The sequence below is a fragment of the Streptomyces sp. DSM 106670 genome (assembly GCF_055792845.1).
The window spans coordinates 5282234-5303805 of the sequence record NZ_CM147704.1; the positions used below are offsets into that span (position 1 = coordinate 5282234).

General features: G+C 72.3%; 17 protein-coding genes. 15 read left to right on the forward strand and 2 right to left on the reverse strand.

The genetic code is table 11. From position 1 onward, the window contains the following. Nucleotides 1–34: 34 nt before the first annotated feature. The 3 genes from ACSMXR_RS23560 to ACSMXR_RS23570 are packed head-to-tail and all read left to right on the forward strand — an operon-like array spanning nt 35 to nt 4781. Nucleotides 35–1366: a hypothetical protein gene (locus ACSMXR_RS23560; protein ID WP_473169854.1), complete on the forward strand. Its 1332-nt coding sequence runs from the start codon at nt 35–37 to the stop codon at nt 1364–1366. Beyond that, on the forward strand, nt 1363–3696 hold the full coding sequence (locus ACSMXR_RS23565; protein ID WP_473169855.1) for a polysaccharide pyruvyl transferase family protein: 2334 nt from the start codon (nt 1363–1365) through the stop codon (nt 3694–3696). Before ACSMXR_RS23560 ends, ACSMXR_RS23565 begins: the two co-directional genes overlap by 4 nt. A 5-nt stretch (nt 3697–3701) precedes the next feature. Continuing rightward, nucleotides 3702–4781 carry an acyltransferase gene (locus ACSMXR_RS23570; protein ID WP_473169856.1) on the forward strand — a complete coding sequence of 360 codons (1080 nt, stop codon included), beginning with the start codon at nt 3702–3704 and terminating at the stop codon, nt 4779–4781. Between the two features lie 24 nt (nt 4782–4805). On the opposite strand, the gene ACSMXR_RS23575 is transcribed toward ACSMXR_RS23570, so the two are convergent. Then, nucleotides 4806–6275, reverse strand: coding sequence for a polysialyltransferase family glycosyltransferase (locus ACSMXR_RS23575; protein ID WP_473169857.1), 1470 nt, complete (start codon nt 6273–6275; stop codon nt 4806–4808). Beyond that, nucleotides 6272–7252, reverse strand: a complete 981-nt coding sequence (locus ACSMXR_RS23580; protein WP_137232348.1) for a glycosyltransferase family 2 protein — start codon at nt 7250–7252, stop codon at nt 6272–6274. Before ACSMXR_RS23580 ends, ACSMXR_RS23575 begins: the two co-directional genes overlap by 4 nt. A 208-nt stretch (nt 7253–7460) precedes the next feature. Between ACSMXR_RS23580 and ACSMXR_RS23585 the strand changes: the two genes are divergently transcribed. The 12 genes from ACSMXR_RS23585 to ACSMXR_RS23640 all read left to right on the forward strand — a co-directional run bounded on the left by ACSMXR_RS23585 (nt 7461) and on the right by ACSMXR_RS23640 (nt 21525). Further along, nucleotides 7461–8843, forward strand: coding sequence for a DUF6716 putative glycosyltransferase (locus tag ACSMXR_RS23585; protein WP_137232347.1), 1383 nt, complete (start codon nt 7461–7463; stop codon nt 8841–8843). 53 nt (nt 8844–8896) lie between these two features. Beyond that, nucleotides 8897–10141, forward strand: coding sequence for a cytidylyltransferase domain-containing protein (locus tag ACSMXR_RS23590; RefSeq protein WP_473169858.1), 1245 nt, complete (start codon nt 8897–8899; stop codon nt 10139–10141). A gap of 12 nt (nt 10142–10153) precedes the next feature. After that, nucleotides 10154–11086 carry an N-acetylneuraminate synthase family protein gene (locus tag ACSMXR_RS23595; RefSeq protein ID WP_381790179.1) on the forward strand — a complete coding sequence of 311 codons (933 nt, stop codon included), beginning with the start codon at nt 10154–10156 and terminating at the stop codon, nt 11084–11086. Nucleotides 11087–11096: 10 nt separating this feature from the next. Then, nucleotides 11097–12128 (forward strand): hypothetical protein, encoded by a 1032-nt coding sequence (locus tag ACSMXR_RS23600; RefSeq protein WP_137232344.1) that lies wholly within the window; start codon nt 11097–11099, stop codon nt 12126–12128. Between the two features lie 171 nt (nt 12129–12299). Continuing rightward, on the forward strand, nt 12300–13535 hold the full coding sequence (locus ACSMXR_RS23605) for an amidohydrolase (protein WP_137232576.1): 1236 nt from the start codon (nt 12300–12302) through the stop codon (nt 13533–13535). Nucleotides 13536–13709: 174 nt separating this feature from the next. Then, nucleotides 13710–14756 carry a BMP family lipoprotein gene (locus ACSMXR_RS23610; protein WP_137232343.1) on the forward strand — a complete coding sequence of 349 codons (1047 nt, stop codon included), beginning with the start codon at nt 13710–13712 and terminating at the stop codon, nt 14754–14756. Nucleotides 14757–15067: 311 nt separating this feature from the next. Then, nucleotides 15068–16651, forward strand: coding sequence for an ABC transporter ATP-binding protein (locus ACSMXR_RS23615; protein WP_218526454.1), 1584 nt, complete (start codon nt 15068–15070; stop codon nt 16649–16651). Continuing rightward, nucleotides 16648–17766, forward strand: coding sequence for an ABC transporter permease (locus tag ACSMXR_RS23620; protein WP_137235662.1), 1119 nt, complete (start codon nt 16648–16650; stop codon nt 17764–17766). Before ACSMXR_RS23615 ends, ACSMXR_RS23620 begins: the two co-directional genes overlap by 4 nt. Then, on the forward strand, nt 17763–19028 hold the full coding sequence (locus tag ACSMXR_RS23625; RefSeq protein ID WP_381790169.1) for an ABC transporter permease: 1266 nt from the start codon (nt 17763–17765) through the stop codon (nt 19026–19028). The genes ACSMXR_RS23620 and ACSMXR_RS23625 overlap by 4 nt, the downstream gene beginning before the upstream one ends. Beyond that, nucleotides 19025–19441: a cytidine deaminase gene (locus ACSMXR_RS23630; RefSeq protein ID WP_137235664.1), complete on the forward strand. Its 417-nt coding sequence runs from the start codon at nt 19025–19027 to the stop codon at nt 19439–19441. The genes ACSMXR_RS23625 and ACSMXR_RS23630 overlap by 4 nt, the downstream gene beginning before the upstream one ends. Nucleotides 19442–19559: 118 nt before the next feature. Beyond that, the gene (locus tag ACSMXR_RS23635) at nt 19560–20837 is read left to right on the forward strand and encodes a thymidine phosphorylase (RefSeq protein WP_473169859.1); all 1278 of its coding nucleotides are present in this window, start codon (nt 19560–19562) and stop codon (nt 20835–20837) included. Between the two features lie 97 nt (nt 20838–20934). After that, nucleotides 20935–21525: a Uma2 family endonuclease gene (locus ACSMXR_RS23640; protein ID WP_473169860.1), complete on the forward strand. Its 591-nt coding sequence runs from the start codon at nt 20935–20937 to the stop codon at nt 21523–21525. Nucleotides 21526–21572: the final 47 nt, after the last annotated feature.

Below are 21572 nucleotides of genomic sequence, written 5' to 3' on the forward strand. Positions count from 1 at the left end.
GCCGGCGTCCGACTCACAGAACGGCGGAACGAGCATGGGCCAGACCCTCACCGGGCTGCTCACGTCAGTACGGGCGATAGCGGGGCGGCCGGGAACGCCGCCCCGGGCGCGCCCCGGCGGTGGACCGGACCCGGCGCTCCTGGCCGCCCTGCGGTTCTGCGGCGACCACCTTGCCGCCCTCGCCGCCTCCGGGCCCCTCACCGACGCCCGGCGCACCCGGCTCATCGCGTCGATCGGCGCCCTGACCACCGCGTGCTCCACCCCGGGCGCCGACGCGTTCGACGCGCTGCTGCGGACCGGACAGCAGGCTCTGGACAGCGGGGGCGAAGCCGGGGCCCGCCTCGCCCTGGCCCTCGCCGACGAGGCCACCGCCCTGCGCGGCCGTTCCAAGGGCGCCTGGCGGCTGCGCGGCAGCGCCCTGGACGCGCTCGGCCGGCGCGAGGAGGCGATCACGGCGTACGAACGTCACCTCGCGCTCCAGCAGAACGCCGCCGCCTCGCGCGACGTCGAACGCCGCGTCGCCACCCTCCGCGCCGCGGGCGACCGCATCGACGAGGCGCTGGCCCTGGTCGGGGCCGGACACGCAGATGGTGCCGGGGCCGTCCGGCTCTCCCGCCATCTGCCCGCCGCCGAGGCCCGCGCCGCCTTCACCGACCTGGTCCGCCGCCGTACCGCCGAACTCGGCACCGCCGACCCGGCCGTACGCCGGCTCGCCGCGCTCTACACCGAGCACCGCCGGCTCTCGGACCACGACCCGATGGCCGACCCGCTCCTCGGCGGGGCCGAGCCCATCGGCGTACCCGGTCTGCGCCGGCTCGTCGCGGGCCGGACGGTGTGCCTGGTCGCCGACACGCCGCGCACCGCCGAGCAGGAGCAGCGGCCCGGCAGCGCGGCGGCCGCCCTGATCGAGGGCTACGACCTCGTCGTGCGCTGCGACACCGCGCGCCATGCCGCCCCCACCGCCCGCACCGACCTGCACGCCTGCACCCTGCGCGGCGACAGCCCGTGGAAGGGCCCCCGTTGGGACCGGCGGGCGGGCGTCCGGCTGGTCTTCGGCGACCCGCTCCCGCACTGGCGGCTCGCCCTGCGCAGCCGGCTCGTCCCTGGTGCGCAGGACCGCATCGGCGACGCCTCGCTGCGCCGCCCGCTGCACGATCCGGCGCTGCTCGGCGAGCCGGCCGACGGCGAAGGGCCCGCGAGCACCGCGTACACCGTGCTGCGGCTCCTCGACTTCCTGGGCACGCCCGCCCGGGTGGACCTCATCGGGTTCGAAGGACCGGCGGCCCTCTCCCCGCGCGAGCGGGAGTGGATCGGGGCCCGCACCGGGACCACGGACGACACCGCAGTGAGGATCACCCTGAGATGACGACGCACGACTCCACCCCCGTGGCCGGGTCCGCATCCGCCGACGACCGCAGGGCCGTCACCGGGAAACGGCGGATCGCCTTCGCCGTGTACGTCGCCGGCGCGGACGAACTGCCCGGCCTCCGGATCCTCCTGCGCAGCCTCGCGCTGAGCGACCCGGCCCTCTGCGAGGACGTCGTCGTCCTGCACCCCGGCCTGCCGGACACCGACTTCGAGGCCGCCCGCCGGCTGCACCCCCGGCTGGTCCCGCGCAACGCCGCCGGGCGCCACGAGGTGTTCGGCCTCGACGGGTACGACACCGTGGTCGCCCTCGCCCCCGCCATGGTCGTCCTCGGCCCGCTCGACGCCCTGCTGAAGCTCCGTACGGGCGTGGCCGCCGTACCGCGCCCCGGCCCCGACGGCGCCCCGGACCCGCACGACGGCCTGCTGGTGATCCAGCGCCAGGACCTCGACCGGCCCGTACCGCCCGCGGCCGCACCGGACATCCCGGAGAGCCTCCTCGTACCCCTGGACGCCCGGTACGACTTCCGGGCACTGCGGCTCCGCGACGACCTGGCCGTCCCCGAGGGCGTCGTCGTCCTGAACTTCGCCGGTACGCCCTCATCGGGTACCGGACCCGCCCACGCCGCACGGGACCGCTTCGACCTGGACGACGAGGCGTTCCGGGCCGCCTACCTCGCCCTGCCCGGCCCCAAGCACCCCGATCTGCTGCTGCACCTCGCGCTCCCGTTCCCGTTCCCCGACGTACGCCGAGTGCCGATCGACCTGGTCCGGCAGATCGCCGAGATCCACCGGGGGCGCGGCCGGCACGACGAGGCCGTGGCGCTGCTGGGCGAGGCCGTCGTGGACCGCCCCGATCTGCCGCGCTGCCACGAGACGCTCGGCGTCTGCCTGATGGCGCTGTCCCGGTACGAGGAGGCCGAGACGCATCTGCTGCTGGCCACCGCCTCACCGGACTTCGCCCCCCGCGCCTTCGGCCAACTCGCCCGGCTCGCCTGGCTGCTGGGCCGTACCGAGGACGCCCGCGGCTATGCGCTCGCGGGGCTGGAGGCCGACCCCACCGACGCCAACTGCCGTGCCTGGTACACCCGTACGACCGCATCGGTCATCCCGGACCGGCCCTCGGCAGGCGCCCCGCCCGGTGAACAGCTCGCCCACGTCGCCCTGTTCGCCGACGGCGAGGAGAACGCGGGCGACAAGGTGCTCCCCGAAGCGGTCCGCAGCTGCTTCACCGCCGACACCGGCCCGGACCGCTGGCATCAGCAGCACGCGCACCTGCTGGTCGACGAGGCCGGCCTCGAACGGCTCAACGCCCGGCGGGCGGTGATCGTGGGCGGCGGCGGACTCTTCCTCCCCGACACCGCGCCCAACGGCAACAGCGGCTGGCAGTGGAACATCCCCGACGACGTGCTCGCCCGGATCACCGCACCCCTGGCGGTCTTCGCCGTCGGCTACAACGTCTTCGACGGCCAGCGCTACCGCCGCGAACGGTTCGCGGCCTCGCTGCGGGCCCTGGTCGAGCGGTCCGCGTTCTTCGGGCTGCGCAACCACGGCTCCGTCGCCCGGGTCCGGGAACTGCTGCCCGCCTCCCTCCGCGAGAAGGTGCGCTACCAGCCCTGCCCCACCACCGTCGCCCGCCACCTCGATCTCCGCCTCGCCGAACCGGCGGCCCGCGAGGACACCGTGCTGATCAACTGCGCCTACGACCGGGCCGGACTCCGCTTCGGTCACGACTACGGGCACTTCCTGGCGGAGATGGCCGCCGCGATCAGAGCCGTCTCGGCCTCCGCGGAGGTCCGTTACGCCGCGCACATGCCCGCCGACGAACGCTTCGTAGACGATCTGCGCCGGGAGCACGGCCTCGTCCTCCCCGTGGAGCCGCTGTATCTCCTCTCCAACGACGAGATCCGTGATCTCTACCGGCGCACCCGGCTGGTGATCGGGATGCGCGGGCACGCCGGGATGATCCCGTTCGGCTGCGGCACCCCCGTCATCAGCCTGGTCTCGCACCCCAAACTGGCCTACTTCCTCGCCGACATCGACCGGCCCGACTGGGGCGTCTCCGTCCACGAACGGGCCCTCGGCGCCCGGCTCGCGGAGCGGGCCCGGGCGGTGCTGGCGGACCACGCTGCGGCGGTGGCCGACGTCCACGACCGGCAGCGGGCGCTGTGGGCGGTGACCCGGGACAACCTCGCCCGGCTCCGTGAACTCACCGGCCTCCCGGACCCGTTCGGCGATCCGGGCACCGGACCCGTGGTTCCCGCGCCCCGGTCCGCCGCCGACGAGGACCGCGCCGCCCCCTCCGTCCGTACCGCCCCGCCCACCCTCTGAGAGCCATGTCCACCACACCCTCCCTCCCCGCCCCGGCTCCGACGGCCCCGGAGGCGACGCGTCCCGCCCGCGAGCACCGCTACGACATCGACCTGATCCGGCTGCTCTGCTCGGTCGCCGTGATCGGCCTCCACACCGGTTCGGCGTTCGTGAACACGGTGGGCCGGACGGCGTCGCAGGGGTCCGGCACCTACTGGGCCGGGCTGGTCGCCGACTCCGCGGGCCGCTTCGCCGTGCCGCTCTTCTTCGCCATCGCCGGCTGGGTGGTCCTGGCCGGGGCCCCGCCGAAGGACGGCGCGCGGCTGCGGCGGCGGATCGTGCGGATCGTGGTGCCGCTCGCCGTCTGGACCGCGCTCTACCTGGCCTGGGGCAAGCTGCGCGACACCAACGACGACCCGCTCCGCCGACTCGCCCTGGACTCCGCCTTCGCCTCGGTCCGCCCGGCCTACCACCTCTGGTACCTGTACGCCTACCTCCCCGTGATCATGGTCCTGGGCCTGGTCGTGCTGGTCCGGGCGGGCAAGCGGCCGTGGGGGCTCGGGGCGGTCCTGCTGGTCCTGGCCGCCGCTCCGTCGTTCCTCGGCGACCTGGCCGAGGCCACCGGCCGCGAACTGCCGCGCTTCGGCTGGGCGTTCGCCCCGTACCAGCTGATCTACGCGGTGCTCGGGGCGCTGCTGCTCGCCGCCCCGGCCGGTACGTTCGGCCGACGGCGGTGGCCGTGGCTGCTGCTCGCGGCGGGCGGGCTGGCGGGAGTGATCGCGTACCAGCACGAGGTGCACTACGCGATCCCGTACGCCCACATCCTGGTGGGCCTGTTCAGCTGCGGGGTCCTGGTCTCGCTGCACGGCCTGCGCGTCCCGGAGCGGATGCGGCCCACGCTGACCCGGCTGGCCGAAGCGTCGTTCGGGGCCTACCTCGTGCACGTACTCGTCCTCGGCGTCCTCGACGACGCCTTCGTCCGGGCGGACCTGAGCGGCGCGGCCGCCGGAGCCCTGGTCATCGGTATCACGGCGGCCACGACGGCGCTGTCGTTCGGCGCGGCCATGCTGTGGGGCCGCGCGGGGGCGAGCAAGGTGCTGGGCTGAACGCCCCGCAGCCCCCGGCCCTCCTCAGCCCCCGCCCCTCCGCAGCGCCCGGGCCCGCCGGGCCACCCGGCGCAGGGCAGGGTTGGAGCGGAGGAACGCCAGCCGCGCCGGGACCACCCCGGGCAGCGCGAGCGAGGCCAGGCGGCGGCGCTTGAAGTAGCGCCAGGTGCGGCCGTCCAGGTGCGCGGACAGATAGCGTTCGGCGGCCGGGCGCAGATCGGGGCGCACCTTCGGCCGCATCGCGAAGCCGACGGCCGCCAGCAGACCGTCCAACTCCTCCGCACCGCCCGGCTTCACCTCACCGTTCACCGCGCCGTCCGACCCCACCGCACCGCCCGGCTTCCGCGCGGCGACCGCCTCCGCGTCGTCGAGAGCGGGCAGCACGGCGTCGGCGAGCGTCGCCGGTATCCGCTCGGCGTTCTCGTACGGCGTCAGGCGCTCCAGGAGCAGCCCGGTGCCGACCGTCGCCACCGGGAGCCCGTGGAACCGGGCCGCCCCGAACAGCGCGGCCGAGGTGCAGCCGACGACCAGCGCGGGGCGCAGCCGGTGCAGCAGCACATCGGCCGGAACGGGCCGCGCGGTGTCGAGCACGGTCAGTTCGACGCCCAGCCGGTCCGCCTCGGCGAGCAGCGCCGCCGGGCTCTCCCACGGCGCATACGGGTCCGGCGCGAACACCAGCCGGGTGTGGCCGAGGGCCGCGGCCCCGCGCACCATCTCCAGCCGCAGCCCCGCCTCCTCGGCCGCCGGGATCAGCCCGGACCCGGCGAGGTCCTGCCCGAGCAGCAACGCGGGCGCCTCGACGTCCGGCAGCCCCGTGTCCGGCAGCGCGTCCGGCAGCCCCGCGTCCGGCAGCTCCGCGCCCGTCAGCTTCAGGGCCGGGCCGACCGCGCCGGACAACTCCTCGTCCAGGTCCGCGAGTTCGCCCACCACCTTGGTGATCGCCCCGGCCGGAACGGTCTGCGGCTCCACCCCGTACTCACCCAGCAGCAGCGGGCGCACCCCGGGGACCAGGTCCGGATGGAGCAGCCGCCGCACCCGGGTCCCGGCCGGCGGCGGGAGCTTCTCGCCGGTCGGGCCGTAGCCGCCGGGCCCCTCGGCGTACACATCGACCGGCACCCCGGCGAAGACCTGGGTGAGGGCCCGGGCGGGCCCGGCGTGCGGGGAGTCCACGACCAGCTCCAGCGGCTCGTCGCCGAGCCCCCAGGCCCGCCGGAAGTGGCGTTCCCACAGCGGGGCGTCGTCGGCCCGGGGCAGCCAGCCGTCCGGGTGGAAGGGGAAGATCGCGTCGTTCCACGAGAGCACCTCGTCGAACCGGGCGCGCAGCCGCTCGAAGCCGTGGCTCTCCGAGACATCGGCGCCGGCCTCCGGAGCCGGTCCGGTCCGGGACAGCAGCAGGATCCGGCGGTCGGGCTCGGTGAAGCAGCACGCGTCGATCGCCGCGGCGAGCAGCACCGTCGCGGCGGGTGAGGAGGCGTGGAAGATCCGGATGGTCATGCGGCCGAGGCCCCTTTCGCGGCCGGGCGGCGGCGCAGCCTGCGCACCCGGGTCGCCCGTGTCACGTCCATGGAGTCGAGAGCCTCGTCCAGCAGTTTCCGCGGCAGGCGTCCCAGGGCCGCCGCGCCGCGCGACTTCAGTTCGCGGGCCACGGCCGGTTCGAATTTATCGAGATCGCCCAGATGGTGGGCGATGACCGCGCAGTACGTACGTACGGCCTTCGGCAGAAACAGCTCCGCCTCGCGGTCCGTGGCCGTATCGGCGATCACCTGGTCGAAAGCGCGCAGGAAATCGAGCTGGCGGACGTCACCGATCTGGGTCAGGGACGTGGCGACGCCCCGCCGGTAGAAATGGCCGAGCAGACCGAGGACGGCGAAGGATTCCGCCTCCCGGTGCAGCCGCCAGATCCACGGCCGGTCCTCGGCGGTGCGCAGCCCGTCGGTGAAGTGCAGCAGCCCCCGGTCCAGCAGCCGCCGGTGGTAGAGGCCCGCCCAGGCGAACGCGTAGTCCACCGACGTGGTGCGGTGGGCGGGCAGGATCGCGGACCGGGGGTCGCTCACCACACCGTGCGGCCCGTGCGGAACCCGGCGTACGGTGCGCGAACTGCCGTTCACCTGGACGTGGTCGGTGCGCACGAAGTCGCAGCCCAGCGCCTCGGTCCGGGCCAGCAGTCGGGCGTAGTGGCCGGGGGCCAGCCAGTCGTCGCCGTCCAGGAAGGCGATGTACTCGCCGCGGGCGGCGTCCAGACCGGTGTTGCGCGCGGTCGCCAGACCCCCGTTCACCTCGTGCCGCAGCAGTACGGCCCCGGGAATCCCGGCGGCGGCCCGGTCCAGCAGTTCCCGCGTCCCGTCGGTCGAACAGTCGTCGACGAGAAGGAATTCGACGTCCTCGCGGGCGTTGGCCCGCAGACTTCTGAGGGTGTCGGGCGCGTAGGTCTGCACGTTGAAGAACGGCACGATGACGGAGAGCTTAACCACGCACATCACCTTAGGTGCGGCCTCGGACCCTTCCTTTTCCGCAATGCGCCCAGCAGGTGAACAACGTCCGACGCCCAGGTGAATCACCTTTTCCGAACCGGGAATTGAGGGCGTATTCGGGGCCGCTCCCCAATCGTCGGCTCGCTGTTAACCATCTGTTGCCATCGCGTTGGGCCGCGCATCGAAATGCCTTCCTAGCTTCTAGGACGTGCCCCCACGTACCAGCAATGAGGCCGAACCGGCCGAAACTCCCGCCGCACCCCGACCGGCGCTGCGGGTCGCCGTCCTCGCCGACTCCGACACCCGGTGGAAATGGGGCGCGCTCACCGCGCGCCGCCTGACCGCCGGAGCGGACGGACCGGACGCGCGGCCCGTCGAGGTCAGCGGGCTGCTGCTGCGCGGCCGGGCCACCCCGACGCCCCGCCAGCTCGCGGAGGTCGGCGAGGTCGGGATCGACGCCGAGCGGGTCCGCGAGGTCACCGCCGTCGAGTTCCTGCACACCGTGCGCGAGGAGGGGTACGACCTTCTCGTCCTCGCCCTCGTCGGCGGCGGCGTCCAGGCCATGCTGCACGGACTGGCCGCCCTGGACCTGCCGCGCCGGCCCGTCATCGTCACCGGGTACGTCGGGGTCGTCTACGAGAAGCTCGCCGACGGGCTGCTGCTCCGCCACGGGGCGGACGTCGTCCTCGCCAACTCGGCCCACGACGCGGGGCGTTTCCGCGCGGTGTACGAGGGGGTGGGCGCCGACGCCTCGGCCGTCACGGAGGCCGCGCTGCCCTTCCTCGGCGGAGCCCCGTACCGCCCCGAAGAGGGCCGCGACACCGTGGTGTTCGCCGCCCAGCCCTCCGTACCGGCCTCCCGCGCCGACCGTACGTATCTGCTCCGCCGGCTCGTCGAGCACGCCCGGCTGCACCCGCGCCGCGAGGTGCTGCTGAAGCTGCGCTCCAAGCCCGGCGAGCACACCACCCACATCGAGGAACTGCCCTACCAGCGGCTCGCCCAGAAGCTGCCCGGCGGGCTGCCGCCCAACTTCCGCCTGGTGTACGGGCACATGGGCGAGGTCCTGGACCGCACCGACCTCCTGGTGACCGTCTCCTCGACCGCCGCGCTGGAGTCCCTGCACCGCCGCATCCCGACCGCGATCCTCACCGACCTCGGCGTACGGGAGACCCTCGGCAACCACCACTTCGTCGGCTCCGGGCTCCTCACCTCCTGGGACAAGCTCGACGGCGGGATCCGGCCCCGGCCGGACGCGGAGTGGGTGGCCGGGCAGGGCGTCGCCGCCGACGGCTCGTACGGCACCGCCTACGACACCGCCCGCGCCAAGGTCACCGCCCTCCTCGACGGCGGTCAACTCCCGCCGCTCGCCCCCTACTACACCCCCGCCAGCGCCCCCGGTTACCTCCCCGGCATCCTCGCCCGCCACCACCTGGCCCCCGACGGCACGCCCCTGCCCGGCGCGGCCGCACCGCAGGAGACGGGCCGGGTCCGGGGCGCGGTGCGCGAAACCGTCCGCAACGCGGCGCGCGGCGCCTACCGCCAGGGCGTCCAGCGCGTCGCCCCGGTGATCCGCCGGATGGGGGAGCTGTGACCACGCCAGCGGCCTCGACCACCTCAGGAACCGCCACCACACCAGGAGCAGCGATGCAGCCGCCCCCGACCCCGACCGTTCTCGCCGTGATCCCCGCCCGCGGCGGATCCAAGGGCGTCCCCGCCAAGAACCTCGCCGAGGTCGGCGGCATCCCCCTGGTCGCCCGCGCCGTCCGCGCCGCGCTCGGCGCCCCCGAGGTCACCGACGTCGTCGTCACCACCGACGACGGGGCGATCGCCGAGGCCGCCCGGAGCGCCGCCGCCGACCTCCGGGCCGCCCACCGGCTGCACTGCGTCGAGCGCCCCGCCGCCATCGCGGGCGACACGGCGACCAGCGAAGCGGCCGTGCTGCACGCCCTGGACGTCTACGAGGCCGAGCGCGCCCGCACCGTCGACGTGGTCCTCCTCGTCCAGTGCACCAGCCCGTTCGTCTCCCGCGAGGACATCGACGGCGTGGCCCGGGCGGTGGCCCACGAGGGCGCGGACACGGCCGTCACGGTCGCCCCGTTCCACGGCTTCGTCTGGCGCGACGGGCACGCGGTCGAGGAAGGAACGTACGGCGTCAACCACGACAAGTCCGTACGCCCCCGCCGCCAGGATCGCCCCCAGGACTACTTGGAGACCGGCGCGGCCTACGCGATGGACGCGGCGGGCTTCCGTACCCACCGCCACCGCTTCTTCGGCCACACCGCCCTCGTGCCCACCGACCCGGCGCGGGTGCTGGAGATCGACGACCCGCACGACCTGGCCCGCGCCCGTGCGCTCGCCCCGCTCCTGGACCCCGCCCCGCTGCCCTCCCTCGCGGACGTGGACGCGGTCGTCCTGGACTTCGACGGCACCCAGACCGACGACCGGGTCATGATCGACTCCGAGGGCCGCGAGACGGTCGCCGTGCACCGGGGCGACGGACTCGGGATCGCCGCCCTGCGCAAGGCCGGCGTCCCCCTCCTGATCCTCTCCACCGAACAGAACCCGGTCGTCGCCGCCCGCGCCCGCAAGCTCCGGATCCCCGTCCTGCACGGCATCGACCGCAAGGACGAGGCGCTGAAGCGCTGGTGCGACGAGCACTCCATCGCCCCCGACCGGGTCCTCTACGTCGGCAACGACGTCAACGACCTCCCCTGCTTCTCGCTCGCCGGCTGGCCCGTCGCCGTCGCGAGCGCCCACGACTCGGTACGCGCCGCCGCGCGCGCCGTCACGACCACCCCCGGGGGCTACGGCGCCATCCGCGAGATCGCGGCCTGGCTGCTGGGCCCCACCCTCACCTCCACTCCCTCCCCTTCTGTCCCCACCAAGTAAGGAAGCACCACCATGAGCACCTCCCGCCTGCGCACCTTCGGCACCCGCACCGCCGGCCCCGGCCGGCCCGTCTACATCACGGGCGAGATCGGCATCAACCACAACGGCGACCTCGACAACGCCATCGCGCTGATCGACGCGGCCGCCGAAGCCGGCTGCGACGCCGTCAAGTTCCAGAAGCGCACCCCGGAGATCTGCACCCCGCGCGACCAGTGGGACATCGAGCGCGACACCCCCTGGGGCCGGATGACGTACATCGACTACCGCCACCGCGTCGAGTTCGGCGAGGCCGAGTACACCGCCATCGCCGAGCACTGCGCCGAGCGCGGCATCGACTGGTTCGCCTCCCCGTGGGACACCGAGGCCGTCGCCTTCCTGGAGAAGTTCGACGTCCCCGCCCACAAGGTGGCCTCCGCCTCGCTCACCGACGACGAGCTGCTGCGCGCCCTGCGCGCCACCGGCCGGACGATCATCCTCTCCACCGGCATGTCCACCCCGAAGCAGATCCGCCACGCGGTCGAGGTCCTGGGCAGCGACAACATCCTGCTCTGCCACGCCACGTCGACGTACCCGGCGAAGGCCGAGGAGCTGAACCTGCGGGTCATCAACACCCTCCAGCAGGAGTTCCCGAACGTCCCGATCGGCTACTCCGGCCACGAGACCGGCCTGCAGACCACGCTGGCCGCCGTCGCGCTCGGCGCCACCTTCGTCGAGCGCCACATCACCCTGGACCGCGCCATGTGGGGCTCCGACCAGGCCGCCTCCGTCGAGCCGCAGGGCCTGACCCGCCTGGTCCGCGACATCCGCACCATCGAGCAGTCGCTCGGCGACGGCGTCAAGAAGGTGTACGAGTCCGAGCTCGGCCCGATGAAGAAGCTCCGCCGCGTCGCGGGCGTCGTCGCCGAGACCGAGAACGCGCCGGCCCCCGAGCCGGTCGCGGTCTGAGCGCCGACCGGTGAACCTCGCCTTCGTCGAGAGCCCGGTCCAGCTCCTGAACGTCCTGGAGTGGGTTCACACCCAGGGGGGAGACGATCCGGCCGCCACCACGGTCGTCGTCCTCCCCCCGGTCGACCCGATGTCGCGCGGTCAGCTGCGCCGGATGGCGGAGCTGGCCCGCGACGAGGGCATCGCCGTCCGCTGGCAGGAGGCGCGCGGCGAGTCCGGCGCCCCCCTGAAGGCCCTGCGCGCCCTGGCCGGACTGGTCCGGCGCGCGGACCACATCGTGATCGGGGACCCGTTCTCCCGTTACGTCCAGCTGCTGCTGACCCTGGTCCGCGCCGACCGCCTCACCGTGGTCGACGACGGCACGGCCACCATGGAGTTCGTCGCCCAGCTGGCCCGGGGCGAGCGGCTGACCCGCTGGCACCGCCGGGGCCGTACGGGACCGCGCGAACTGGTCCTGGCCCCGGTCACCGCCACGGCCCGCCGCCGCTTCACCCCGACGGCGCGCCACACGGTCGAGGTGTTCACCGCGATGCCGGTCGAGGCTCCGCCCGGCATCGCGGTCACCCCGAACACCTTCGCCTGGACCCGGGCCCGCTTCGGCCCGCCCAGCATCGGCAAGGGCGCGGACCTGGTCGGCACCTCCCTGGTCGAGACCGGCGTCGTCGACCCCGTCCCGTACCAGGAGGCGGTCGCCTCCCTGGCCCGCGCCCACGGCGCCACCCGCTACTTCGCCCACCGCCGCGAGTCCGCCGAGAAGCTCCACGCCCTGGAAGCCGCCACCGGCCTGGAGATCGTCCGCCCGGACCTCCCGCTGGAACTGATCGCCCGCCGCGGCCCCATCGGCCGCACGATCGTCAGCTTCCCCTCCACGGTCGTCCACACCCTCCCGCTGGCCCTGGCCGGCACGGGCGTGAACGTCGCGGTCTGCGACATCGCCCCGGAATGGCTCCGCGCCACGGCCTCGCCGCGCGCCCAGGGCTTCCTGAGCGGCGTCACGGAGACGGCGCGGGGGGTGCAGCGACTGTCGTCGGTGGCGACCTGAGGGCTACGCCCGCAGAGGCGTGGACCCCGGTGCGGAAGACGAACGGGTATACCCGCAACCACCCAGCGTCACACGTGCTCACAGGAAATTTGTTCGCCTGAGCGGCTGAAGTTTTGTTGATCTGTGGCCAGTTGAGGGGGCAGGGGGCCTACGCTTCCTAAGGTGAACCAGTTGAAGTCCCGCGCCTCCCGCCCCCACCACCCGGCCGGCCAGCCCGGGGGAGGTGCGCTGCCCGGCAGGCTCTCCGACGAACTCCGTGCCGAGCTGATCGCCTTCCGCCGCGACCTCCACATGCACCCCGAGCTCGGCAACCAGGAGTTCCGCACCACCGCGGCCATCAAGGACCGGCTGGAGAAGGCCGGGCTGAAGCCGAAGGTTCTCGCCGTGGGGACCGGGCTCATGTGTGACGTGGGGGAGTGGGACGGGGTGACGCCCATGCTGGCGTTGCGGGCGGACATCGACGCGCTGCCGATCCCGGACACCAAGGCGGGCGTGCCCTACCGGTCCACCGTGCCCGACCGGGCACACGCCTGCGGGCACGACGTGCACACCACCACCGTGCTCGGGGCGGGCCTCGTGCTCGCCGATCTCGACCGGCAGGGGCTGCTGCCCAACGCCGTGCGGCTGATCTTCCAGCCCGCCGAGGAGGTCCTGCCCGGCGGCGCGGTCGACGCGATCGAGTCCGGGGTGCTGGAGGGCGTCGGGCGGATCATCGGCGTGCACTGCGACCCGAAGGTGGACGTCGGGCGGATCGGGCTGCGGATCGGGGCCATCACCTCGGCCTGCGACCGGCTGGAGATCACCCTCGACGGCCCCGGCGGACACACCGCCCGCCCGCATCTGACCACCGACCTGGTCACCGCCGCCGCCCGGATCGCCGTCGACGTGCCCGCCCTGCTCGCCCGCCGGGTCGACGCCCGCTCCGGGCTCGCGCTGACCTGGGGCCGCCTGGAGACCGGGCACGCCCCCAACGTCATCCCGCAACACGCCGAGCTGTCCGGCACCGTCCGCTGCCTCAACCTGGACGCCTGGCGCGAGGCCCCCGACCTGGTGCACGCCGCCGTGGACGAGGTGGCCGGAATGCATCGGGCCAAGACCGTCATCAACTACGTCCGCGGTGTGCCGCCCGTGGTGAACGACGCCGAGTCCATCGGCCTGCTGGACGCCGCGATGACCGAGCGCCGCGGATCGTATGCGATCGAGGACACCGAGCAGAGCCTGGGCGGCGAGGACTTCTCCTGGTACCTGGAGCAGGTCCCCGGCGCGATGGCCCGCCTAGGCGTCCGCACCCCGGGCGACACGCGCGGGCTCGACCTGCACCGCGGCAACTTCGACGTGGACGAAGAGGCCATCACCGTAGGAGTCGAGCTGTTCACCGCCTCGGCGCTGCTCGACGGGAAGCGTTAGTGAAGCGTTGACACACTCTTCGTAGGCCGTTCGTGGACCTGCGGGCGGCCTTCTGTTCACGACGATCCGATAACGGCTTCCGTACGTGCTCTTATCTGACATCTACGCGCGTTACGATCGCCGCGAAACCAGCGCCGGAAGAGGCGCTTCGGTCAGGTTTGAAGGAGCCTTCCCTTGCGCCGGATCACCAGGATCACCACCGTGGGCATTGCGTCCGCGGCGCTTGCCCTCAGCGTCACCGCGTGTGGCGAGAACTCGTCGGACTCCGGGTCCGGCTCGGGCGGCGACAAGGCCGCCATCGCCTATGACATCGGCGGCCGTGGCGACCAGTCGTTCAACGACGCCGCCTACGCCGGTCTCGCCAAGGCGGAGAAGGAACTCGACATCTCCGGCAGCGAGGCCGAGCCCTCCGACGGTGAGGGCGACGCGGACAAGGTCCAGCGCCTCACCGAGCTGGCCCGCTCCGGCAACAACCCGGTGATCGGCGTCGGCTTCGCCTACGCGCCCGCCATCAAGAAGGTCGCGCCGAAGTTCCCGAAGACCACCTTCGGCATCATCGACGACGCCTCGGTGACCGGCGACAACATCGCCAACATCGTCTTCAACGAGGAGCAGGGCTCCTACCTCGCCGGCGTCGCCGCCGCCAAGGTCACCAAGTCGAAGACGGTCGGCTTCATCGGCGGTGTCGAGACCCCGCTGATCAAGAAGTTCGAGGCCGGCTTCATCCAGGGCGTCAAGGACACCGACGCCTCGGTCAACGTCCTTCCGCAGTACCTGACGCAGCCGCCGGACTTCGGTGGCTTCTCCAAGCCCGACCTCGGCAAGGCCGCCGCCCAGGGCCAGCTCGACAAGAAGGCCGACGTGATCTACTCGGCCGCCGGTCTGGCCGGTTCCGGTGCCATCGAGGCCGTCTCGAAGGCCGGCAAGTGGAACATCGGCGTCGACTCCGACCAGTACAAGCAGAAGGGCCTCGCGGCCTACAAGGAGTCCATCCTGACCTCGGTCACCAAGGACGTCGAGGACTCGGTGTTCAACCTGATCAAGTCGGTCCAGGACGGCAAGCCGGAGACCGGTGAGATCCGCTACGGCCTGGACAAGGACGGCGTCGGCCTGTCGATGTCCAACCCGGCCTTCACCAAGATGACCGATGTCATCGAGGCCGTGGACAAGGCCAAGCAGGAGATCATCGACGGCAAGATCACCGTCAAGACCGCTCCGTAAGCAGCTCGGCACCTCTCCTGCCGAACGGCTGGTTTCCCCAGGCCCTGTCCGTCCCCGCGCCGCACCCCGGCCGGCGGACGGACAGGGCCGCGGGCCCATCCCCGCCCGACGGCCAGGTCGTCCGCAGCACCACTCGAAGAAGATCCGCCTCTCGCAGTGCTCTCCCACCCGGTCCGGACCGCGCGTCCGGACCGTGACGTGCATCTGTGTTTCACGATTCGGCAGCGCTACGCGTGTAGACAGCCCTCCGGCGCGATAACTTCACCCCGCCCCCCAGGGCCCCCGAGCCCCCAGCCCCTCCGCCCCCGCTCCTGTCCGGCCAAGGAGAGTGCGTCATCAACGCGTCCAGCAGTCCCCCTGCCGTAGAACTGCACGGCATCACCAAGCGCTTCCCCGGCGTCGTCGCCAACCACGACATCGACATCACCATCGGCAAGGGCACGGTCCACGCGCTCGTCGGTGAGAACGGCGCCGGCAAGTCCACCCTGATGAAGATCCTCTACGGCATGCAGAAGCCGGACGAGGGCACCATCGCGATCAACGGCGAGCAGGTCTCGTTCTCCAACCCGGGCGACGCCATCGAGCGCGGCATCGGCATGGTGCACCAGCACTTCATGCTCGCCGACAACTTCACCGTCCTGGAGAACGTCGTCCTCGGCGGCGAGAAGCTGTACGGCATCGGCGCCGGCGCCCGGAAGAAGATCAAGGAGATCTCGGACGCGTACGGGCTCGGCATCCGGCCCGACGCGCTCGTGGAGGATCTCGGGGTCGCGGACCGGCAGCGCGTGGAGATCCTCAAGGTCCTCTACCGGGGCGCCCGCATCCTCATCCTGGACGAGCCGACCGCGGTCCTCGTGCCGCAGGAGGTCGACGCGCTCTTCGCCAACCTGCGCGAGCTCAAGGCCGAGGGGCTGACCGTCATCTTCATCTCGCACAAGCTGGGCGAGGTGCTCTCCGTTGCCGACGAGATCACGGTGATCCGCCGCGGCACGACCGTGGGTACCGCGGACCCCGCGAACACCACGACCAAGCAGCTCGCCGAGCTGATGGTCGGCAGCGAGCTGCCCTCGCCGGAGACCCGCGAGTCCACCGTCACCGACGTGCCGGTGCTGCGGATCCAGGACCTGCGGCTCACCGTCACCGACCCCGACGGCACCGTCCGCGACGTGCTCGCGGGCATCGACTTCACCATCCACCAGGGCGAGGTCCTGGGGATCGCCGGAGTCGAGGGCAACGGCCAGACCGAGCTCATCGAGGCCCTGATGGGCATGCGGGACCCGGACGCCGGAGTGATCACACTCGGCACGGACGACATCTCGCACGCGCCGACCCGTAAGCGGCGCGAGTCCGGCATCGGCTACATCCCCGAGGACCGCCACCGCCACGGTGTCCTGCTGGAGGCGCCCCTCTGGGAGAACCGCATCCTCGGCCATGTCACCGAGAAGCCCAACAGCCGCGGCTGGCTGCTGGACAACAAGGCGGCCCGCGCCGACACCGAGCGCATCGTGCGCGAGTACGACGTGCGCACCCCCGGCATCGAGGTCACCGCGGCCTCGCTCTCCGGCGGCAACCAGCAGAAGCTGATCGTCGGCCGCGAGATGAGCCACGCGCCCAAGTTCCTGATCGCCGCCCACCCCACCCGTGGCGTGGACGTCGGCGCCCAGGCCCAGATCTGGGACCAGATCCGCGAGGCCCGCCGCGAAGGACTGGCCGTCCTGCTGATCTCGGCCGACCTGGACGAGCTGATCGGGCTCTCCGACACCCTGCGCGTCATGTACCGCGGCCGACTGGTCGCCGACGCCGACCCGGCCACCATCACCCCGGAGGAACTGGGCTCGGCCATGACCGGCGCCGCCACCGGTCACCTCGAAAGCCCGGAGGACGAGGCCCGATGAAGAAATTCGACAAGGACCGGCTGATCCTGGGCTTCGCCGGTCCGGTGCTCGCCCTGGTCGTCGCCGTCGCGCTGACGACCGTGGTGCTGCTGGCATCCGGGCAGAACCCCTTCGAGCCGTACCGGATCATGTTCGAGTCGGCCGGCTACGCCGACGTACAGGTCCTGATCATCAACCAGGCCGGTACGTACTACCTCGCCGCACTCGCGGTGGCCGTCGGCTTCCGGATGAACCTCTTCAACATCGGCGTCGACGGGCAGTACCGCCTCGCCGCCATGATGGCCGCACTGGTCGGCGCGAGCGTCGACCTGCCGGGGCCGCTGCACATCGCGCTGATCGTGATCGTCGCGATGCTCGTAGGCGCGTTCTGGTCCGGTATCGCGGGCTTCCTCAAGACCACCCGCGGGGTGAGCGAGGTCGTCTCGACGATCATGCTCAACTCGATCGCCACCGCGCTGGTCGCCTGGATGATCCTGCCGAAGAACTTCGGCGAGCAGCCGGCCGGCTCCAACAACCTGACCACCGGTGAGATCCCGGAGTCCGGCTGGTTCCCGGGGCTGCCGATGGGCGACCAGGCCGGTGAGATCTACGGCTTCACCTTCGTCGCCGCGGGCTGCGGCCTCCTGTACTGGTTCGTGCTGAACCGCACCCGGTTCGGCTTCGACCTGCGCGCCACCGGCGCCAGCGAGAGCGCCGCCCAGGCGTCCGGTGTGGACGCCAAGAAGATGATCCTCACCTCGATGCTGATCTCCGGCGCGGTCGCGGGCCTGGCGGGCATGCCGACGCTGCTCGGCGACACCCACACCTACAGCCTCGACTTCCCCACGGGCATCGGCTTCACCGGCATCACCATCGCGCTGCTGGGTCGGAACAACCCGCTCGGCATCGCCCTCAGCGCCCTGCTGATCGCGTTCCTGGACAAGTCCTCGGCCTCGCTCGACCAGTACGGGTACGAGAAGGAGATCGCCACGATCATGCAGGGCCTGATCGTGATCTCGGTCGTCGTCTCCTACGAGCTGGTCCGCCGTTACGGCATCCGCCGCCAGCAGCAGAAGGTCGGCGAGGAACTCGCCGCCGGACACGCCCTCACGACCGAGAAGGAGGCGGCCCTGTGAGCACCAGCAAAACCATCGCCGCACGCCCCGCCCCCAAGAAGGGCAACGGCCGCCGTAAGCTCACCCTGCCCGTCGTCCTGCTGATCATCGCGGGCGCGCTCGCCCTGGTCTCGCTGGTGCGCCTGATCAGCGGCGCCGAGGACATCACCTCGGTCGGCCAGGTCGCCGGCGCCCTGGAACTCGCCGTGCCGATCGGCCTCGCCGGCCTCGGCGGTCTGTGGGCCGAGCGCGCGGGCGTCATCAACATCGGCCTCGAAGGCATGATGATCCTCGGCACCTGGTTCGGCGCCTGGGCCGGATTCCAGTGGGGCCCGTGGATGGGCGTCCTCTTCGGCGTCCTCGGCGGCTGCGTCGGCGGTCTGCTGCACGCGGTCATCACCGTCACCTTCGGCGTGAACCACATCGTCTCCGGTGTGGCCATCAACATCCTCGCCGTCGGCGTCACCCGCTACCTCTCCAACTTCGCCTTCGACGGCATCCAGGGCGGCTCCTCCAAGCAGTCCCCGCGCATCGATCCCATCGACAAGATCACCATTCCGGGGCTCTCGGACTGGCTCCAGGACCTTCAACAACAGCACTGGTTCCTGATCTCCGACATCGCGGGCATCGTCGGCGGCCTGGTCACCGGCCTGTCCCTGCTCACCGTCGTCGCCCTGCTGCTGATCCCCGCCACCTGGTGGATCCTGTGGCGCACCCCGTTCGGGCTGCGGCTGCGCTCCTGCGGCGAGAGCCCGGTGGCCGCCGAGACGCTCGGCGTCAACGTGTACAAGTACAAGTACATCGCCGTCACCATCTCCGGCGGTCTGGCGGGCCTCGGCGGCGCGTTCCTCGCGATCGTCGCCACCGGCATCTACCAGGAGGGCCAGACCGGCGGCCGCGGCTACATCGGCCTCGCCGCGATGATCTTCGGCAACTGGATGCCGGGCGGCATGGCGCTGGGCGCGGGCCTCTTCGGCTTCACCGACAGCCTCAAGCTGCGCGGCGGCGCCGAGAACGTCCACGCGATGCTGCTCCTGCTGGCGATCCTGCTGGTCATCGCGGTGTTCTGGCAGCTGTACAAGAAGAAGTACGTCTCCGCGGTGATCGCGGCGGCCGTCTCGGCGCTGCTGTTCACCTGGTACTTCCTGACCGACCAGGTGCCGAGCCAGTTCGTCGACGCCGCTCCGTACGTCACCACGCTGCTGGTCCTCTCGCTCTCCGCGCAACGGCTGCGGATGCCCAAGGCCAACGGTGTGCCGTACCGGAAGGGCGAGGGCAAGTGACGCCGCCGCCCGCCGCCGTGCCTTTCGGCGAGGCCGACTGGGAGGCCCTGCGGGAGGCCGCACGGGACGCCATGTCCCGTGCGTACGCCCCCTACTCGGGCTTTCCGGTCGGGGTCGCCGCCCGGGTGGACGACGGCCGCACGATCACCGGCTGCAATGTGGAGAACGCCAGCTACGGCCTCTCGCTCTGCGCCGAGTGCGGTCTGGTCTCCACGCTCCAGGCCACCGGCGGCGGTCGGCTGACCCACTTCACCTGTGTGGACGGCACCGGGGCGATCCTGGTGCCGTGCGGCAGGTGCCGGCAGCTGCTGTACGAGTTCGGCGGCCCGGAACTCCTCCTGGAGACGCCCGACGGGCGGCGCACACTGGACGAGATGCTGCCGCAGTCGTTCGGCCCCCAGCACCTCGGCTGAACCCCGTATCTCCCGGCGGTGGCCCTTCCCTTCCCGGAAGGGCCACCGCTCTTCCCTCTCTCTATGCGCGTAGAGTCAACGAGGACTCTTGCGTACGCACCCGGCCGGAAGGACTCCCATGGACGCCATCTCCGTCATCCGCACCAAGCGGGACCGAGGCGAGCTGACCCCCGAGCAGATCGACTGGGTCATCGACGCGTACACCCGCGGCGAGGTCGCCGACGAGCAGATGTCCGCCCTCGCCATGGCGATCCTGCTCAACGGGATGAACCGCACCGAGATCGCCCGCTGGACCGCCGCGATGATCGCGTCCGGCGAGCGGATGAACTTCGACGCGCTCTCCCGCCCCACCACCGACAAGCACTCCACCGGCGGCGTCGGCGACAAGATCACCCTGCCGCTCGCCCCGCTGGTCGCCGCCTGCGGCGCTGCCGTGCCGCAGCTCAGCGGCCGGGGCCTCGGCCACACCGGCGGCACCCTGGACAAGCTGGAGTCCATCCCCGGCTGGCGGGCCCACCTGTCCAACGCCGAGATGCTGAACGTCCTCGACACCACCGGCGCGGTCATCTGCGCCGCCGGTGACGGTCTCGCGCCCGCCGACAAGAAGCTGTACGCGCTGCGCGATGTCACCGGCACCGTCGAGGCGATCCCGCTGATCGCCAGCTCGATCATGTCCAAGAAGATCGCCGAGGGCACCGGAGCGCTCGTCCTGGACGTCAAGGTCGGCTCCGGCGCCTTCATGAAGACCATCGAGGACGCCCGCGAACTGGCCTCCACCATGGTCGCGCTCGGCACCGACAGCGGGGTGCGCACGGTCGCCCTGCTCACCGACATGTCCACCCCGCTCGGCCTCACCGCGGGCAACGCCCTGGAGGTCCGCGAGTCGGTCGAGGTGCTGGCCGGCGGCGGCCCGCAGGACGTGATCGACCTGACCCTCGCCCTCGCCCGCGAGATGCTGGACGCGGCGGGCCTCAAGGACGCCGACCCCGAGAAGGCGCTCGCCGACGGCTCCGCGATGGACGTCTGGCGCCGCATGATCTCCGCCCAGGGCGGCGACCCGGACGCCACCCTCCCGACCGCCCGCGAGCAGCACGTGGTGACGGCCCGCTCCTCCGGCGTCCTGACCCGCCTGGACGCCTACGACGTCGGCGTCGCCGCCTGGCGCCTCGGCGCGGGCCGCGCCCGCAAGGAGGACCCGGTGCAGGCCGCCGCAGGCGTCGAACTGCACGCCAAGCCCGGCGACACCGTCACCGAGGGCCAGCCCCTGATGACGCTGCACACGGACACCCCGGAGAAGTTCGACTACGCCCTCAAGGCACTGCCCGACGCGTACGACATCGCCCCGGCCGGCACGTCGTTCGCACCGCTGCCGGTGGTGCGGGAACGTATCGCCTGACCTGCGGTTTCCTCGTACGGGTGAACGGGACCGGTGGACTGCCGCCGGTCCCGTTCGGCATGCTGGACTCGGTGACGTACCGATAGAGGAGACCGCCATGAGCGCACTCACCGTCGACCCCGCGCCGGGCCCTGGCCAGGACTGGGACGACCTCGTCCGGATCTGGGAGGAGACGGACGCGCCCGAGGGCTGCAAGGTGGAGATCATCGAGGAGATCGTCACCGTGTCGCCGCCGCCGTCCAAGGACCACAACACCACCGCTGCGCTGCTGCAGCGCAGGCTCTACACGGTGATCCCCGAGGACTGGGAGATCTACCAGACCCTCGGCCTCTCCCTCCCGGGGCGGGGCGGGATCTACATTCCCGACCTCGTCGTCGTGGACCGCGCCTCCGCCACCGGGCCGGGCAACACCGTCCCCGCCGAAGAAGCCCGCCTCGTCGTGGAGATCACCTCCCGAGCCAACGCCAACCACGACCGCGTCAGCAAGGTCAACGGCTATGCCAAGGCCGGAGTGGAGCTGTTCCTGCTCCTCGACCCCTGGCACTCCGGCCGCCCGACCGCGACGCTCTACGGAGAGCCGGAGGGCGGTACGTACCGAGTGCTGGAGACGGTCGAGTACGGGCGTGAGCTGACCCTCCCCGAGCCGTTCGGGCTGGTCCTGGACACCGGCGTCTTCCCTATCAGCTGACACGCGGACGGCCCGCCGTACGGATGCTCTCCGTGCGGCGGGCCGCC

Bases quoted from the DNA above. Each gene is read 5' to 3' on its own strand.
- ACSMXR_RS23635 (WP_473169859.1), top strand. From the start codon at position 19,560: ATGGACGCCATCTCCGTCATCCGCACCAAGCGGGACCGAGGCGAGCTG.
- ACSMXR_RS23640 (WP_473169860.1), top strand. From the start codon at position 20,935: ATGAGCGCACTCACCGTCGACCCCGCGCCGGGCCCTGGCCAGGACTGG.
- ACSMXR_RS23590 (WP_473169858.1), top strand. From the start codon at position 8,897: ATGCAGCCGCCCCCGACCCCGACCGTTCTCGCCGTGATCCCCGCCCGC.
- ACSMXR_RS23620 (WP_137235662.1), top strand. From the start codon at position 16,648: ATGAAGAAATTCGACAAGGACCGGCTGATCCTGGGCTTCGCCGGTCCG.
- ACSMXR_RS23575 (WP_473169857.1), bottom strand. From the start codon at position 6,275: ATGACCATCCGGATCTTCCACGCCTCCTCACCCGCCGCGACGGTGCTG.
- ACSMXR_RS23595 (WP_381790179.1), top strand. From the start codon at position 10,154: ATGAGCACCTCCCGCCTGCGCACCTTCGGCACCCGCACCGCCGGCCCC.
- ACSMXR_RS23560 (WP_473169854.1), top strand. From the start codon at position 35: ATGGGCCAGACCCTCACCGGGCTGCTCACGTCAGTACGGGCGATAGCG.
- ACSMXR_RS23570 (WP_473169856.1), top strand. From the start codon at position 3,702: ATGTCCACCACACCCTCCCTCCCCGCCCCGGCTCCGACGGCCCCGGAG.
- ACSMXR_RS23565 (WP_473169855.1), top strand. From the start codon at position 1,363: ATGACGACGCACGACTCCACCCCCGTGGCCGGGTCCGCATCCGCCGAC.